General features: G+C 63.8%; 14 protein-coding genes and 1 pseudogene. 10 read left to right on the top strand and 5 right to left on the bottom strand.

Annotated features, from left to right (window positions below; all coding sequences use genetic code 11):
- Positions 1-358 precede the first annotated feature (358 nt).
- Positions 359-1,744 (top strand): amino acid permease, encoded by a 1,386-nt coding sequence (locus ACXHGZ_RS12980; RefSeq protein WP_084859150.1) that lies wholly within the window; start codon positions 359-361, stop codon positions 1,742-1,744.
- Here the strand turns inward: ACXHGZ_RS12980 and ACXHGZ_RS12975 are convergent, their stop codons facing one another.
- From ACXHGZ_RS12975 to ACXHGZ_RS12965, 3 genes are read right to left on the bottom strand one after another with little or no spacing between them, the layout of a single operon-like run.
- Positions 1,745-2,830, bottom strand: a complete 1,086-nt coding sequence (locus ACXHGZ_RS12975) for an NAD(P)H-dependent flavin oxidoreductase (protein ID WP_480460193.1) — start codon at positions 2,828-2,830, stop codon at positions 1,745-1,747.
- A gap of 42 nt (positions 2,831-2,872) precedes the next feature.
- Positions 2,873-3,043: a hypothetical protein gene (locus tag ACXHGZ_RS12970; RefSeq protein WP_172403075.1), complete on the bottom strand. Its 171-nt coding sequence runs from the start codon at positions 3,041-3,043 to the stop codon at positions 2,873-2,875.
- Between the two features lie 9 nt (positions 3,044-3,052).
- Positions 3,053-3,355 (bottom strand): DUF1883 domain-containing protein, encoded by a 303-nt coding sequence (locus tag ACXHGZ_RS12965; RefSeq protein WP_084859148.1) that lies wholly within the window; start codon positions 3,353-3,355, stop codon positions 3,053-3,055.
- 162 nt (positions 3,356-3,517) lie between these two features.
- Here ACXHGZ_RS12965 and ACXHGZ_RS12960 point away from each other — a divergent pair, with 162 nt between their 5' ends.
- From ACXHGZ_RS12960 to ACXHGZ_RS12920, 9 genes and pseudogenes are all read left to right on the top strand, one after another.
- On the top strand, positions 3,518-3,883 hold the full coding sequence (locus ACXHGZ_RS12960) for a hypothetical protein (RefSeq protein ID WP_480460192.1): 366 nt from the start codon (positions 3,518-3,520) through the stop codon (positions 3,881-3,883).
- Positions 3,884-4,027: 144 nt separating this feature from the next.
- Positions 4,028-4,678 carry a c-type cytochrome gene (locus tag ACXHGZ_RS12955; RefSeq protein WP_480460191.1) on the top strand — a complete coding sequence of 217 codons (651 nt, stop codon included), beginning with the start codon at positions 4,028-4,030 and terminating at the stop codon, positions 4,676-4,678.
- Positions 4,675-5,589 carry a c-type cytochrome gene (locus tag ACXHGZ_RS12950; protein ID WP_480460190.1) on the top strand — a complete coding sequence of 305 codons (915 nt, stop codon included), beginning with the start codon at positions 4,675-4,677 and terminating at the stop codon, positions 5,587-5,589. The genes ACXHGZ_RS12955 and ACXHGZ_RS12950 overlap by 4 nt, the downstream gene beginning before the upstream one ends.
- Positions 5,590-5,676: 87 nt before the next feature.
- A pseudogene (locus tag ACXHGZ_RS12945) lies at positions 5,677-7,038 on the top strand (UDP-glucose dehydrogenase family protein).
- Between the two features lie 48 nt (positions 7,039-7,086).
- Positions 7,087-7,926 (top strand): UTP--glucose-1-phosphate uridylyltransferase GalU, encoded by an 840-nt coding sequence (gene galU / locus ACXHGZ_RS12940; protein WP_084859143.1) that lies wholly within the window; start codon positions 7,087-7,089, stop codon positions 7,924-7,926.
- A gap of 266 nt (positions 7,927-8,192) precedes the next feature.
- The gene (gene gorA / locus ACXHGZ_RS12935; RefSeq protein WP_480460189.1) at positions 8,193-9,548 is read left to right on the top strand and encodes a glutathione-disulfide reductase; all 1,356 of its coding nucleotides are present in this window, start codon (positions 8,193-8,195) and stop codon (positions 9,546-9,548) included.
- Positions 9,549-9,981: 433 nt separating this feature from the next.
- Positions 9,982-10,545, top strand: coding sequence for an alkyl hydroperoxide reductase subunit C (gene ahpC / locus ACXHGZ_RS12930; RefSeq protein WP_043211767.1), 564 nt, complete (start codon positions 9,982-9,984; stop codon positions 10,543-10,545).
- A gap of 124 nt (positions 10,546-10,669) precedes the next feature.
- The gene (ahpF, locus tag ACXHGZ_RS12925) at positions 10,670-12,232 is read left to right on the top strand and encodes an alkyl hydroperoxide reductase subunit F (RefSeq protein ID WP_480460188.1); all 1,563 of its coding nucleotides are present in this window, start codon (positions 10,670-10,672) and stop codon (positions 12,230-12,232) included.
- Positions 12,233-12,371: 139 nt separating this feature from the next.
- A complete protein-coding gene (locus ACXHGZ_RS12920) occupies positions 12,372-12,563 on the top strand; it encodes a hypothetical protein (protein WP_084858909.1) in 192 nt (63 codons plus the stop codon).
- 1 nt (position 12,564) lies between these two features.
- On the opposite strand, the gene ACXHGZ_RS12915 is transcribed toward ACXHGZ_RS12920, so the two are convergent.
- On the bottom strand, positions 12,565-13,212 hold the full coding sequence (locus ACXHGZ_RS12915) for a YceH family protein (RefSeq protein ID WP_480460187.1): 648 nt from the start codon (positions 13,210-13,212) through the stop codon (positions 12,565-12,567).
- 143 nt (positions 13,213-13,355) lie between these two features.
- Positions 13,356-15,476, bottom strand: coding sequence for a TonB-dependent receptor (locus tag ACXHGZ_RS12910; protein WP_480460186.1), 2,121 nt, complete (start codon positions 15,474-15,476; stop codon positions 13,356-13,358).
- Positions 15,477-15,633 lie beyond the last annotated feature (157 nt).

Raw genomic sequence — 15,633 nt, 5'->3', positions numbered from 1 at the left:
TCATTCCTTTAATTCTTGAATGAAGCAGGCCAGGTCGAACGGCTCCAGCGCGTTGAGGATATCTGGGTGCATGCATGGGTTATGTTCACCGGCCCCCTAAGCAAAAAAGGGAAGGAATTCATTCCGTAACGGAATTATGTGCTTCGAAAAGGTCGTTTGTTGACCTTGCCTTATAGATTAATACTGACCCGCGTCAACGATTACAACCCGCTGTCGATGTAGGAGAAAAACATGAAGGTTGTCGATCTGCCCGCGCCTGTTTCCGAATAAAACAACAACTCAGCAACTACGACTTACTCGCATCCTGCTCCATTTTTCAGCCGCCCCTTGCGGCGGCCGACCCATTCGAGGGTTCCCCATGGCATCGCAACAACAAAAGAAACAGCGTTCGCTGCAGCACGGCCTGACCTCACGTCAGGTATCCATGATTTCCATCGCCGGCATCATCGGCGCGGGCCTGTTCATCGGCTCCTCCAACGCCATCGCCACCGCCGGCCCGGCCATCCTCATCTCCTACGCCATGACCGGCCTGCTGGTGCTGCTGGTGATGCGCATGTTGGGTGAAATGGCCATCGCCAACCCCAACAGCGGTTCGTTCTCCACCTATGCCGCCGAGGCCATCGGCCCTTGGGCAGGCTTCACCATCGGCTGGCTGTACTGGTGGTTCTGGGTGTTGATCATCCCGGTCGAGGCCATTGCCGGCGCGGACATTCTCCACGCCTACTTCCCGGTGGTGCCGTCCTGGCTGTTCGCCTTCCTGATCATGATCGTGCTGTCGGGCACCAACCTCATCAGCGTGAAGAACTTCGGTGAGTTCGAATACTGGTTCGCCCTGGTCAAGGTGATCGCCATCCTGGCCTTCATCGGTATCTGCAGCTTGGCTGTGTTCGGTGTCTGGCCCCTGGCCGAGACCTCCGGCGTCAGCCAGCTGTGGGCCAACGGCGGTTTCATGCCCAATGGTTTTGGTACCGTGCTTGGGGGTGTGCTGATCACCATCTTCTCGTTCTTCGGCGCGGAAATCGTCACCATCGCGGCTGACGAGACCGCCAACCCCAAGGAGAAGATCCGCCGCGCGACCAACCTGGTGGTGTACCGCATCGCCATCTTCTACCTGGCGTCCATCTTCCTGGTGGTGTCGCTGGTGGCCTGGAACGACCCGGGCCTGAAAGCCGTCGGCTCGTTCCAGCGCGTGCTCGAGGTACTGAACGTGCCGGGTGCCAAGCTGATGGTCGACCTGGTGGTGCTGGTGGCGGTGACCAGTTGCATGAACTCGGGGCTCTACACCGCATCGCGCATGCTCTACTCCCTGGGCGCGCGGGGCGAGGCGCCGCGGATGATCAAGCGCATCTCAGGCAATGGCGTACCCACTGTGGCGGTGGTGCTGTCGACCCTGGCGGGTTTCGTCGGCTGCTTCGTCAACTACGTGTTCCCAGGCAAGGTGTTCGGCTTCCTGCTGTCGACTACCGGCGCCATCGCCTTGCTGGTGTACCTGGTGATCGCCGTGTCGCAGCTGCGCATGCGGGCCCGCGCCGAGCGCGAAGGCACGGAGCTGGCACTGAAGATGTGGCTTTTCCCCTGGCTGACCTGGCTGGTGATCGGCCTGATCGTCATGGTGCTGGGCTACATGCTGTTCAGCGATGCGTATCGCTACGAGACGTTGATGACCGCCGCAGTGACCTGCTTCATCCTGTTGATCGCCTTGACCCGTCGTCGTACGGCTGCAAGGGCCGCGCAGCCTGCCTGACTAGGTTCGTGAAGCAAGGCCCAGCTGCTGCAGGGCCTTGCCCGCGATCTGCCGGGTCAGCTCGCCCGCATCCAGGTGCTGCCCCAGGCGCAACGCCTGGCCTGCCCATAGGTTGCTGAAGTCGCTGTTGCCTTGGGGGTCGCGGATCGCCCGCAGTGGCATCAGCGCGCCCCCGGCAAGGGGGAAGCGCGGCGCCAGCGGGCTCATCGGCCCGAGCTCGCGCATGATGCGGTTGTTGATGCCCCGCGCCGGGCGGCCGGTGAACAGGTTGGTCAGTGCTGTGTCGCTGGCCGGGGCGCTGTCCAGCGCGCGGCGGTGGGCCGGCGATACCTTGGCCTGCGGGCAGAACAGATAGGCGGTGCCCACCTGTACCGCCGAGGCGCCCAGGGCCAGGGCGGCGACCAGGCCGCGGTGGTCGCCGATACCGCCGGCGGCGATCACTGGTACCCGCACCGCATCCACCACCTGGGGTACCAGTGCAAAGGTACCGACCTGGCTGGTGATGTCTTCGCTCAGGAACATGCCGCGGTGCCCACCCGCCTCGTAGCCCATGGCGATGACCGCGTCACAGCCATTGGCCTCCAGCCACACGGCTTCTTCCACCGTGGTGGCGCTGGACAGCACCTTGGCGCCACTGGCCTTGACTCGACGCAGCAGGTCGGCCTGGGGCAGGCCGAAGTGAAAGCTCACCACCTCGGGGCGCAGTTGCTCCACCAGCTGGCAGCTCTGCTCGTCGAACGGGGCACGGTTGGAGACCGGCGTCGGGGCGTCGAAGTCCGCGCCCACTTCCTCGTAATACGGCTTGAGCGCCTGCTTCCAGCGTCGGTCGCGCTCGGCATCGGGTGCCGGTGGCTGGTGGCAGAAGAAGTTCAGGTTGAGCGGGCCTTGGCAGCCGGCACGAAACGCCTCGATCTCGGCACGCACCTGCTCGGCACTGAGCATGGCGCAGGGCAGGGCGCCGAGCCCGCCGGCGTTACCTACGGCGATGGCCATGGCTGAGCCGGTGGCTCCCGCCATCGGGGCCTGGAGGATGGGCAACTGGATGTCCAGCAGATCGAGAATGCGTCGGTCGGGCCAGTTGCTCATGCGCTACTCCTTGTGGCGGGTTGTGGCGGGGTGGGCGAGGGATTACAGGGCCTTGCTGACCTGGATGTCGCTGATTTTCTCGGCGTCCTCGCCATGGATCTTGCGCAGCGCTTCCAGGGCCTGTTCCTGGGAGGCGTCGGGCATCAAGGCGAAGTCCCAGCGGCGCTCGCCGTCGAGCTTGTACTTGATCACGTATTTGATGGTCTGGGTCATGGCGGGGCCTTATCCGAGTCTGGAGGACGAACGGCGAATGATCTTGATCTTGTGGGTGAAGGTCGGCTTGCGCGTCACCGAGATCGGGCGCGGGCTCACGGTATCGATGGTGATGTTCCAGAAGCCGGTGCTGGGCACGGTGATCTTGGCCGGGAACTTGATGAAGTGCCCACCATGGTAGGTATGCCGGCCGCCGTTCTTGAAGCTGCGGAAGTTGGCGTCGTTCATCAGGCGGATATTACAGCGCTGGGAGCATTCGATGACGACCACGTCGTCCTCGTTCAGGTGCTCGCGCTGGTGTACGAATTTCATGGGGTGCTCCGCAAGGGTTGGTTCAGCAAAGGCAAACGATACCACGATGTCAGGATGGACTCGCGCCCGGATGGTCGGGCCGAAGATAAATCTGCCAAACCAGGGAGCAAATCCGCCCGGCTGTTGTCCAACCGTTTCTTGTCGATTCCGAGGGTGGTGCGAATGAAGTGGTTGGTGGCGGCGATGTCGGTGGTGGTGCTGGGCGGCTGTGTCAGTGTTTCGGAACTCGAACAATCCCGGGAGACCCTGGACGTGATGTCCGGCAAAACGCCTCGCCAGTATGCCGACTGCGTCAAGAACAAGCTGGCCGAAACCCGCGACCCTCTGGTCGAAGAGCCTCTCGGTGACGACGGCCTGCGCCTGATCGTGCCGCAGAAGCTCTCCGCAGGTGCCGGCCCTGCAGCCCTGGTGGATATCGACAAGCGTGGCAGCGGCAGCAGCATCAAGTTGCACGAGCGGCTGAACAACTTCCCGCTGCGCCTGGGTGACGTGCGCACCGCGGCGACCCAGTGCATCTCAGGATCTTGATCCAGCTCAGCCAATGAGCGATTAGCGGGCAAATTGCCATTTTCTTGTCCGGTGGGCGTTGTTCCCCATCGGGGATAGGCCTACTCTTTCTAGGCTTATATCGAATAAGCCTAAGCTTATAACAAGGAAAATGGAGCGTCCCTGATGAAACCGTTGAGTCGCGTCGTGATCGGCAGCCTGCTGATCCTGGCCTGGCCCACGGCGCATGCCGTCGATGGCCAGAAGATCTTCACCCAGGGTGGGCAAAACCCTGCCGCTATGGCTTGCTTGGGCTGCCATGGCCCGGACGGCAAAGGCATCGCTGCCGCCGGTTTCCCCCGCCTGGCTGGCCTGTCGGCCGGCTACCTGAGCAAACAGCTGGCCGATTTCCGCAATGGCAGCCGCAAACAGGCCGTCATGGAGCCGCTCGCCAAGGCCCTGGGCGAGGACGAAATCAAGGCCGTTAGCGCCTACCTCGCCAGCCTGCCTGCCGACCCCGCGCCAACCTTGCGCCGCCAGCAGATCGCCAAGGACCCGGTGTCGCGCCTGGCCTTGTATGGCGACTGGAGCCGCCAGATACCCGGCTGCGTGCAGTGCCACGGCCCGGGCGGTGGTGGTGTCGGTGAGCACTTCCCGCCGCTGGCCGGGCAGCCGGCCAGCTACCTGGTGGCGCAACTCAATGCCTGGCGCGACGGCAGCCGCAGCAACGACCCCAACCAGCTGATGGTCGGGGTGGCCAAGGCCATGACCGATGACGAGGTCAAGGCCATCGCCGCCTTCTTCGCCCAGCCCAGCAGCCAGGAGGCCCAGCCATGAAGCCGATTTACCCCGCCCTGTTGCTCCTGGCCCTGGGCACCGCCCAGGCGGCGCCGATCGCCATGGAAGACCAGTCGCAACTCAAGGTACCTGGCAGCCAGGCTGCACCAGTGTTCAGCCCGCCGGCCGAAAGCGACCTGCCCGACAATGCCTTCGGCCAGATGGTGCGCCAGGGGCATGCCCTGTTCGTCGACACCCGCCGGTTGATGCCCGAGGCGGTGGGCAATGGCATGAACTGCAGCAACTGCCACCTGGACCAGGGGCGGCTGGCCCATTCCGCGCCGTTGTGGGGCGCCTACCCGATGTACCCGGCGTATCGCAAGAAGAACGATAAGGTCAACACCTTCGCCGAGCGTATCCAGGGGTGCTTCCAGTTCAGCATGAACGGCAAGCCGCCGGCGGCCGACAGCCCGCAGATGACGGCGCTCAGTGTCTATGCCTACTGGCTGTCGACCCAGGCGCCTACGGGGGTCGAAACACCAGGGCGCGGCTACCCGGAGGTGGCGCAGCCGGCCGCCGGCTATGACTTCAAGCGCGGCGAGCAGGTCTATCGCGAGCAGTGCGCGCTCTGCCACGGTGACCAGGGCGAAGGCCAGAAGGTGGCCGGCGAGTACGTGATGCCGCCATTGTGGGGCAAGGATTCCTACAACTGGGGCGCCGGCATGCACCGGATCAACACCGCGGCCTCGTTCATCAAGCACAACATGCCCCTGGGACGCGCCGGCAGCCTGAGCGACCAGCAGGCCTGGGACGTGGCTGCCTGGATCAACCGCCATGAACGGCCCCAGGACCCGCGCCTGGTGGACGGCTCGATCGAGAAGACCCGGGTGAAGTACCACGCCAATGACGGCGTCAACCTGTACGGGCAGAAGGTCGATGGCGTGCTGATCGGGCAGGGCACCGGCAGCTGACGTGTCACACCCTTGACCCCGGCTTGTCACGGCCCTGCAATGGCCCCTGGGGTGCAATGGCCGCAATCTTCGAAAGGGAGTGCGGCCATGGAACTCTGTGTGATCGGGGCAGGGTATGTGGGGTTGGTCACGGCAGCCTGCTTCGCCGAAATGGGCAACCGTGTGGTATGCCTGGAGCGCGACCAGGCGCGCCTTGCGCAGTTGCGCCAAGGGCAGTGCCCGATCTACGAACCCGGGTTGCAAGCGTTGCTGCAGGCGGGCCTGGGTTCCGGCCAGCTGAGTTTCAGCGACCAGTGGGGCCAGGCCCTGGCACGTGCCGAGGTGGTGTTCATCGCCGTCGGCACGCCGAGCCAGGAGGATGGCTCGGCTGACCTGCAGCACGTGCTGGCCGTGGCCGACAGCCTTGGCCGTCACCTGGGCAGGGCATGCCTGGTGGTGAACAAGTCCACCGTGCCGGTAGGCACGGCCGAGCGCGTCGCCCGGCATATCGCCAATGGCCTGCGTGAACGGGGCGTGCGCTATGCCGTGGACGTGGCGAGCAACCCTGAGTTTCTCAAGGAAGGCAGCGCCGTGGACGACTTCATGCGACCCGACCGGGTCATCATCGGCAGCGACAGTGAGCTGGCCAGCCAGAGCCTGCAGCGCCTCTATGCGCCGTTCGTGCGCAACCGCGAGCGGGTGCTGCTGATGTCCACGCGCGCCGCCGAGTTCACCAAGTACGCGGCCAACGCCTTCCTCGCCACGCGCATCTCCTTCGTCAATGAACTGGCCGGGCTTTGCGCGCGCCTGGGCGTGGATATCGAACAGGTGCGCCGGGGTATCGGCAGCGACCGGCGTATCGGCAGCCATTTCATCTATGCCGGCTGTGGCTACGGCGGCTCCTGCTTCCCCAAGGACGTCCGTGCGTTGATCCATTGCGCCGAGCACCAGGGCTACCAGCCGGCCATTCTCCAGGCCGTACAGGCGCGCAACGAAACGCAGAAGACCTTGCTGTTCGAAGCCCTGCGCCAGCACTTCGGCGGTTTCCTGCGCGGGCGCAACGTGGCGATCTGGGGGCTGGCCTTCAAGCCCGGCACCGACGACCTGCGCGAGGCGCCCAGCCTGGTGTTGCTCGATGCCCTGCTGGCAGCCGGGGCGCGGGTGCAGGCCTGCGACCCGGCCGCCCTGGGCGGCGTCGCCGCGCGTTATCCGCAGGCGGTGGCCAGCGCCCAGTTGCGCCTGACACAGGACCCCTATGCCTGTGTCGAAGGCGCCGATGCGCTGGTGTTGGTGACCGAATGAAAGCAGTTCCGCCAACCGGATTTCTTGCGCGTACGGGGCCTTATGCGCATGCCGGTGCTGTTCGATGGTCGCAATATTTATGACCCATCGGAACTATCGGCACTGGGTTATCTCTATCATGGCATCGGTCGGCCAGGGGCAGGGCATTGTAAGGTGAGTGCCGCCTGATTAGACTGCGCCGAACTCCACAGGCCCAGCCTTTGTTTAAGGATGTATATGATCAAGAAATGCTTGTTCCCGGCAGCCGGCTACGGCACCCGCTTCCTGCCTGCTACCAAAGCCATGCCCAAGGAAATGCTGCCGGTGGTCAACAAGCCACTGATCCAGTATGGCGTCGAGGAGGCCCTGGATGCCGGCCTAAGCGAGATCTCCATCGTGACCGGCCGCGGCAAGCGCGCCCTGGAAGACCATTTCGACATCAGCTACGAGCTGGAAACTCAGATCAAGGGCACCGACAAGGAAAAATACCTGGTCGGTATCCGCCGTCTGCTGGACGAATGTTCCTTCTCCTACACCCGCCAGACCGAGATGAAAGGCCTGGGCCACGCCATCCTCACCGGCCGTCCGCTGATCGGCGACGAACCGTTCGCCGTGGTGCTGGCGGACGACCTGTGCGTCAACCCCGAAGGCGACGGCATCCTCACCCAGATGGTCAAGCTGTACAACCAGTTCCGTTGCTCGATCGTCGCCATCCAGGAAGTCGACCCGCAGGAAACCAACAAGTACGGCGTGATCGCCGGTGACATGATCCGCGATGACATCTACCGGGTGACCAACATGGTCGAGAAGCCCAAGCCCGAAGATGCCCCGTCGAACCTGGCGATCATCGGCCGCTATATCCTGACCCCGGATATCTTCGACATCATCCAGAACACCGAGCCAGGCAAGGGCGGCGAGATCCAGATTACCGACGCGCTGATGAAACAGGCCCAGGACGGCTGCGTGCTGGCGTATAAGTTCAAGGGCAAGCGTTTCGACTGCGGTGGCGCCGAAGGCTACATCGAGGCGACCAACTTCTGCTTCGAGAATTACTACAAGACCGGCAAGGCGTACTGATCCGTCCTGCGCTGGTACGAAAGCCACCCCTCGGGGTAATGCCTGTCAGTTAAGGCCTCATCGCCGGCAAGCCGGCTCCCACCTGTCCTGCGCTGCTGTTGTAGACACCGCGGAACCTGTGGGAGCCGGCTTGCCGGCGATGGACTGCGAAGCAGTCCAAATGCAGCCAATAAGGCTTAACTGACCGGCATTATCCTTCGGGGTGGCTTTTTTGTCCCCGGCGCGCAACGGCGGTATGCTGGGCGCCAGCCAAGGAGACTGAATGCATGGCCTACGATTTTGATCTGTTCGTGATTGGCGCCGGTTCCGGCGGTGTGCGTGCGGCGCGCTTCGCCGCGGGGTTCGGCGCCAAGGTGGCGGTGGCCGAGAGCCGCTACCTGGGAGGCACCTGCGTCAACGTCGGTTGCGTGCCCAAGAAGCTGCTGGTGTACGGGGCCCATGTGGCCGATGAACTCGAGCAGGCGGCAGGCTTCGGCTGGACCCTCGAGGAGGGGCACTTCGACTGGGCCACGCTGATCGCCAACAAGAACCGTGAAATCGAGCGCCTCAACGGTATCTACCGCAACCTGCTGGTCAACAGCGGTGTGACCCTGCTCCAGGGCCATGCGCGCATCACCGGCGCCCATGAGGTGGAGGTCGAAGGCCAGCGCTACAGCGCCCGGCATATCCTCATCGCCACCGGCGGCTGGCCGCAAATACCGGACATCCCGGGCAAGGAGCTGGCCATCACCTCCAACGAAGCGTTCTACCTCAAGGCATTGCCGCGACGCGTGCTGGTGGTCGGCGGCGGCTACATCGCCGTGGAGTTCGCCGGGATCTTCCAGGGCCTGGGCGCCGATACCACGCTGCTGTACCGCGGCGACCTGTTCCTGCGCGGCTTCGACGGCTCGGTGCGTACCCACCTCAAGGAAGAGCTGGAAAAGCGCGGCCTGAACCTGCAGTTCAACAGCGACATCCAGCGCATCGACCAGCAGGACGACGGCAGCCTCAAGGCCACCCTCAAGGACGGCCGCGAGCTGGTCGCCGACTGCGTGTTCTACGCCACCGGGCGCCGTCCGATGCTGGACAACCTGGGCCTGGAGAATACCGGTGTCGAACTCGATGCTCGCGGTTTCATCCGTGTCGATGAGCAGTACCAGACCACCGAGCCTTCGATCATCGCCATCGGCGACGTGATCGGCCGCGTCCAGCTCACCCCGGTGGCCCTGGCCGAAGGCATGGCTGTGGCGCGCCGTCTGTTCAAGCCCGAGCACTACCGGCCGGTCGACTACCAGAATATCCCCACCGCGGTGTTCAGCCAGCCGCCGATCGGCACCGTGGGCCTGACCGAGGAGCAGGCGCTGGAGGCCGGGCACAAGGTGCAGATCTTCGAGAGCCGCTTCCGTGCGATGAAGCTCACCCTGACCGATATCCAGGAGAAGACCCTGATGAAGCTGGTGGTCGATGCCGACACCGACAAGGTCCTGGGGTGCCACATGGTCGGGCCGGATGCCGGGGAGATCATCCAGGGCCTGGGTATCGCTCTCAAGGCCGGCGCCACCAAGCAGCAGTTCGACGAGACCATCGGTGTGCACCCGACGGCGGCCGAAGAGTTCGTCACCATGCGCACGGCCACGCGCTGACGCAAGGCCGCTCCCAGCAGATCCTGAGGGAGATTACCCAGCCCTTCGGGCTGCGCAGTCACGCGGAGAACCATTGATTAGCGCAGCCCTGTGGGAGCGGGCTTGTCCCGCGATCAAGGGCGAAGCCCTTGCCAGGCGACGGTGATATCGGGCCCGGCCTAATCGCGGGACAAGCCCGCCCCCACAGGGGGGCTACATTGGCCGCTTGTTCTCTACGCGACAGCGCAGCCCGAGGGCTGGGTAATCTCCCACAAGGACGCATCCCGTCGTGAATACCCGCAATCCTTTGCTCAGCCCAATCCCTTCTATTAATTATCCTCGCTTATAGCCAAAACCAATCACGAGCATGAGGTTTGCCAATGAGCGTTTATCGATCTCGTTGGTTAGGATTCTCTCCGTCAACTGATTTCAACCCCATGAAGGAGTGTCTCTCATGCCAATCATCAACAGCCAGGTCAAACCGTTCAACGCTACCGCCTACCACAAGGGCGAGTTCGTCCAGGTCAGCGAAGCCGACCTGAAGGGCAAGTGGTCCGTCGTGTTCTTCTACCCAGCCGACTTCACCTTCGTCTGCCCGACCGAACTGGGTGACCTGGCCGACAACTACGCCGAGTTCCAGAAGCTGGGCGTGGAAATCTACGGCGTGTCCACCGACACCCACTTCACCCACAAGGCCTGGCACGACACCTCGGAAACCATCGGCAAGATCCAGTACCCGCTGATCGGTGACCCGACCCACGTCATCGCCCGCAACTTCGACGTGCTGATCGAAGAAGCCGGCCTGGCCGATCGCGGTACCTTCGTGATCAACCCTGAAGGCCAGATCAAGATCGTCGAAATCAACGACGGTGGCGTAGGCCGCGATGCCAGCGAGCTGCTGCGCAAGGTCAAGGCTGCCCAGTACGTTGCCGCCCACCCGGGTGAAGTCTGCCCGGCCAAGTGGAAAGAAGGCGAGGCCACCCTGGCGCCGTCCCTGGACCTGGTCGGCAAGATCTGAGGCCATGCGTCAATCGCGGGCGGTAGCCAGCCGCCAAAGCTGAAGTAGCTGCCGCCCCGTCAAACGCCCGGGCGACCTCGCCTGGGCGTTTTTGTATCCGAGTTTTGAAAAAGGAATCGCCCGTATGTTGGACGCCACGCTTAAATCGCAACTGAAAACCTACCTGGAGCGGGTCACCCAGCCGATCGAGATCGTTGCTTCCCTCGACGACGGCGCGAAGTCCCGCGAATTGCACGACCTGCTGGTGGAGATCGCCGGCCTGTCGAACCTCATCACCCTGCGCGAGGACGGCAGCGACGCCCGTCGCCCTTCGTTCTCGCTCAACCGCCCGGGTGCCGACATCAGCCTGCGCTTCGCCGGCATCCCCATGGGCCATGAATTCACCTCCCTGGTGCTGGCGCTGCTGCAGGTCGGCGGCCACCCGTCCAAGGCCAGTGCCGACGTGATCGAGCAGATCCAGGCCCTGGAAGGCGAGTTCACCTTCGAAACCTATTTCTCGCTGTCGTGCCAGAACTGCCCAGACGTGGTCCAGGCGCTGAACCTGATGGCGGTGCTCAACCCCAACGTACGCCACGTGGCCATCGACGGTGCGCTGTTCCAGGATGAAGTCGAGGCGCGCAAGGTCATGGCGGTACCGAGCATCTACCTGAACGGTGAAGTCTTCGGCCAGGGCCGCATGGGCCTGGAGGAGATCCTCGGCAAGATCGACACCAACGCCGGCAGCCGCCAGGCCGAGAAGATCAACGCCAAGGACGCCTTCGACGTGCTGGTGGTCGGTGGTGGCCCGGCAGGCGCCTCGGCGGCCATCTACGCAGCGCGCAAAGGCATCCGTACCGGTGTCGCGGCCGAGCGTTTCGGTGGCCAGGTGCTCGACACCCTGGCGATCGAGAACTTCATCTCGGTGCAGGAAACCGAAGGCCCGAAACTGGCCACGGCGCTGGAAGAGCACGTCAAGCAGTACGACGTGGACATCATGAACCTGCAGCGCGGTGAAGCGCTGGTTCCAGCCACCGACGGCGGCCTGCACGAAGTGCGCCTGGCCAGTGGTGCGTCGCTCAAGGCCAAGACCGTGATCCTGGCCACCGGCGCCCGCTGGCGCGAGATGAACGTGCCCGGCGAGCAGCAATACCGCGCCCGTGGCGTAGCCTATTGCCCGCACTGTGACGGCCCGCTGTTCAAGGGCAAGCGCGTGGCGGTGATCGGTGGTGGCAACTCCGGCGTGGAAGCGGCCATCGACCTGGCAGGCATCGTCGCCCAGGTGACCCTGATCGAATTCGACAGCCAACTGCGTGCCGACGCCGTGCTGCAACGCAAGCTGCACAGCCTGGCGAACGTCAAGGTCATCACCAGCGCCTTGACCACCGAAGTGCTGGGCGATGGGGAAAAGGTCACCGGCCTGCGCTACAAGGACCGCAGCAACGACCAGGTGCATGACGTGGCGCTCGAGGGGATCTTCGTGCAGATCGGCTTGCTGCCGAACACCGATTGGCTCAAGGGCACCGTCGAGCTGTCGCCGCGTGGCGAGATCATCGTCGATGCCAAAGGCCAGACCAATATCCCGGGTGTGTTCGCCGCCGGTGATGTGACCACGGTGCCGTACAAGCAGATCGTCATCGCCGTGGGCGAGGGCGCCAAGGCCTCCCTGGCCGCCTTCGATCACCTGATCCGTACCTCGGCGCCGGCTTGAGGAGCCTGGGGCCGCCTTGCGGCCCTTTCGCGGGACAAGCCCGCTCCTACAAGAGGTGTAGGAGCGGGCTTGTCCCGCGAAAGAGCCTCGAGGCGTATCTGTCTATAGTGTTAGACAGACCCGCTGACGGACCACGCCCATGACCCTCATCAGCCGCGAACCCTGGTGGCTAGTGCCGCCCAAGCCCGGGCAGCAGGAGCAGGACCTGCACTGGGGCTATCTGGAAATCTATTCCGACGGCCGTACCGTGTTCGTCGACCAGCGCCCCAGCGATCGGGAGCTGGCCGAGCGCAAGAGCTGCCGCAACTTCCCCGACCCCGAACAGCCCTGACTCAGCCCTCGAGCTCGGCCAGGCGTGCCTCCAGCGCGGCGACCCGCGCCTCCAAGGCGTCGATCCGCTCTTGCGACACACTGCTGCCAGCGCTGCGCTCGCCGCCACCTTGCTGACGTGCGGCCAGGATCGCCTCGATGTCCGCCGGGTCGCCCAGGGCATGGGTGTAGCGGTCTTCACGCTGGCCGGCCTGGCGTGGCAGATGCAAGGCCAGGCCACGGGCGATCAGGCGCTCGAGCTGATGCTGGATCTGTTCCACATCGTCGAAGTCGTGCAGGCGGTTGCTGCGGGTCAGCAGTTCGCCGAGCGTCTGTGGCCCGCGCAGGAACATCAGCCCCATCAGCACCAGTTGCGCCGGCACCAGTTCCAGGGCCTTGTCTACCCGATGCTCCCAACGGTCGGCGCGGCTGCCCATCTGCAGGCGGGTCATGTCCTGGCCTTCCAGGATACGCAAGGCCTGGCCGACCTGGCCGGGCGAGAGGTTCATCACCGGCTCACGGCTGGTTTTCTGGTTGCAGGCCAGAACCAGGGCGTTGAGGGTCAGCGGGTAGGTTTCCGGGTTGGTGGCCTGTTTTTCGATCAGCGAGCCGAGTACACGGATTTCGATGCTGTTGAAGCGGCCTGCGCTTGCGGTTTCGTGTTCTGACATGGCCCTGTCTCATGGCGAGGAAAGGCCCCTAGCCTAGGTAATGCAGCTGCGTTAGGCAATCAGCTTGCCGTCTCGGCAGCCGGTTGCGGCGCACGATCGAGGGGAAAGCCCGCGCACGGCGCTAGCCGGCGCGGGAGGGGCGATCAGAAGCGATAGGCCACGCTCGCTTCCAGGGTCCGCGGCGCACCTGGGGTGATCAGGTCCACCGAACCGTGGGCGGAGGCGTAGTAGTCGCGGTCGAAGGCGTTCTTCAGGCGCAGCGCCATGTCCCAGTGTTGTTCGCTGTACAGCAGCGCGGCGTCGAAGGTGGTGTAGCCGGGCATCACCACCTGGTTGTCCAGGGCGGTGTAGCGCTCGTCCACGTAGTTGGCACCGGCGGCCACACGCCATTGCGGGGTGAGGGTGCGCACCAGCCACAGGTTCGCGCTGTTGCGTGGCGTCAGGGTCGGGGTCTGGCCCTCGTTGGAGACGCCGTTGGTCTTGGCGTTGGACTTGACGATCTCGGCATCCAGGAAGGCGTAGCCAGCGTAGACCTGCCACTTGTCCGAGAGCTGGCCGCTGATGGTGGCTTCGAAGCCGTCGGTGCGCTGCTCGCCGGCCAGGATGGTCAGGCCAGGGGTCACCGGGTCCGGAGTACGCATGTTGGTGCGTTCCAGGCGGAAGATCGCCGCGGTCACCGACAGCTTGCTGTCGAGCAGGTCCCACTTGGCGCCCAACTCGTAGTTGGTGGTTTTTTCAGGTTCCAGGTCGGCGTTGCCTGCGTTGACCGCGAACATTTCGCCCGAAGGCTGGTAGCTGCGGCTGACGGAGACGTAGTACGACTGGATCTGGTCCGGCTGGTAGACCAGGCCGACACGTGGGCTCCAGGTTTTGTCGGTGCGATCCAGATCGACGTCGGCTGCGCGGATGTCGTCGTATTCCTGGCCGAAGATGTCGTAGCGCACGCCGAGCAGGGCTTTCCATTGGTCGTTCAGCTCGATCAGGTCCTGCACATAGAAGCCCGCGGTCTGCTGATAGTTGGTGCCTTTGGACGACAGGTTGGCCGCATGTTCCGGTACCGGTACCAAGGCATCGCGATAGACCGGAACCTGGGCCACGTTGTTCTGGTTGAACACCCGCTGGTACTTGTCCTGGTAGCCCACTTCCACACCATAGAGCAGGTTGTGCTGCATGCCGGCCAGTTGTGCTTGCTGCTTGAGTTCGGTCTGGTTGAACACGCCGTACTCGTCGCGGGCTACGTTGCCGCGGTTGAGCTTGACCAGCAGTTCGCCGTTCGGCGCGGTGACGAAGCGAGTAGAGCTGCTGTCGGCCAGGGTGTTGTTACGGTCCAGGTCGTAGTGGTAGTAGCGGCTGGTATTGGTCAGCGTGAAATCGTCGTTGATGCGGTAGTCCAGGCTCGCGGTGAACGAGAACACCTCGCTGCGGGCATAGTCCTGGTCCGCATCGCCGGAGCCGAAGCGCTTGTCACGGTCGACGTCCACCGGGCGGTTGCCCAGGGCCGGGATGCCGAAGTCGATCAGGCGCTTGTCGTACAGGTAGGTGGCGCCGAGGTTCAGTTCCAGGTCGTCGGAGAGGCGGAAGTAGGCCGACGGAGCGATGGCCTTGCGGTCGATGTAGCCATCGTCGCGGAAGGTGTCGCTGTCTTCGAAGGCGCCGGTCAGGCGGTAGGCCTGGTTGCCTTGCGGGTCGGCCCAGCCGGTGTCGAACTGGGTACGGCGCTTGCCCTCGGTGTCCAGGGTCATGCCCACTTCATGCTTGGGGGCGAAGCCTGGCTTCTTGCTGACGCTGTTGATCAGGCCGCCGGACGAGCCACGGCCATAGAGCACGGCTGCCGGGCCCTTGATGACCTCGACGCGCTCGATGTTGGACAGGTCGCGGAAATACAGGGCGTCGTCGCGCACGCCATCGATGTACATGTCGCCAATGGCGTTGAAGCCACGGATGGTGACCTGGTCGCGCTGGCCGTCGCCGTTGGACAGGCCGACGCCAGGTACGTTCTTGAGTACGTCCTCCATGGACTGGGCACCCTGGTCCTTGATCACGCTTTCAGGGACGACATTGACGGTCTGGGGGATGTCGCGCAGGGGCGCGTCGATCTTCAGCGCGCTCTTGCTTTCGGTGGCCTTGTAGCTCTGCTGCTCGTAGGCACCGGTCACCGAAGTCGCCGGCAGGGCCAGCGTGTCCTGGGTTTCAGCGTGAACAGCAGGCACTGCCAGCAGGCCCAGCATCGACAGGGATGCTGGGGCGACGTACTTTTTTGCCATTGAGAATCACTCGCGTTGTTTTTATTGGGTGCGAATACTATCGATTCACAAATGTAAATCAAGTGTAAAGATGAACATTCGAACGAATACCCGGGCAATGGCGGGCACAAGCAAAACGGTGTCTTGAACAGTCAAGTCCGTGCGGGACAGGCACGCT

This window comes from Pseudomonas shiyinii, from assembly GCF_056725765.1.
Note: the sequence above shows the minus strand (reverse complement) of the source record. Positions and strands in the feature narration are given on the sequence as shown.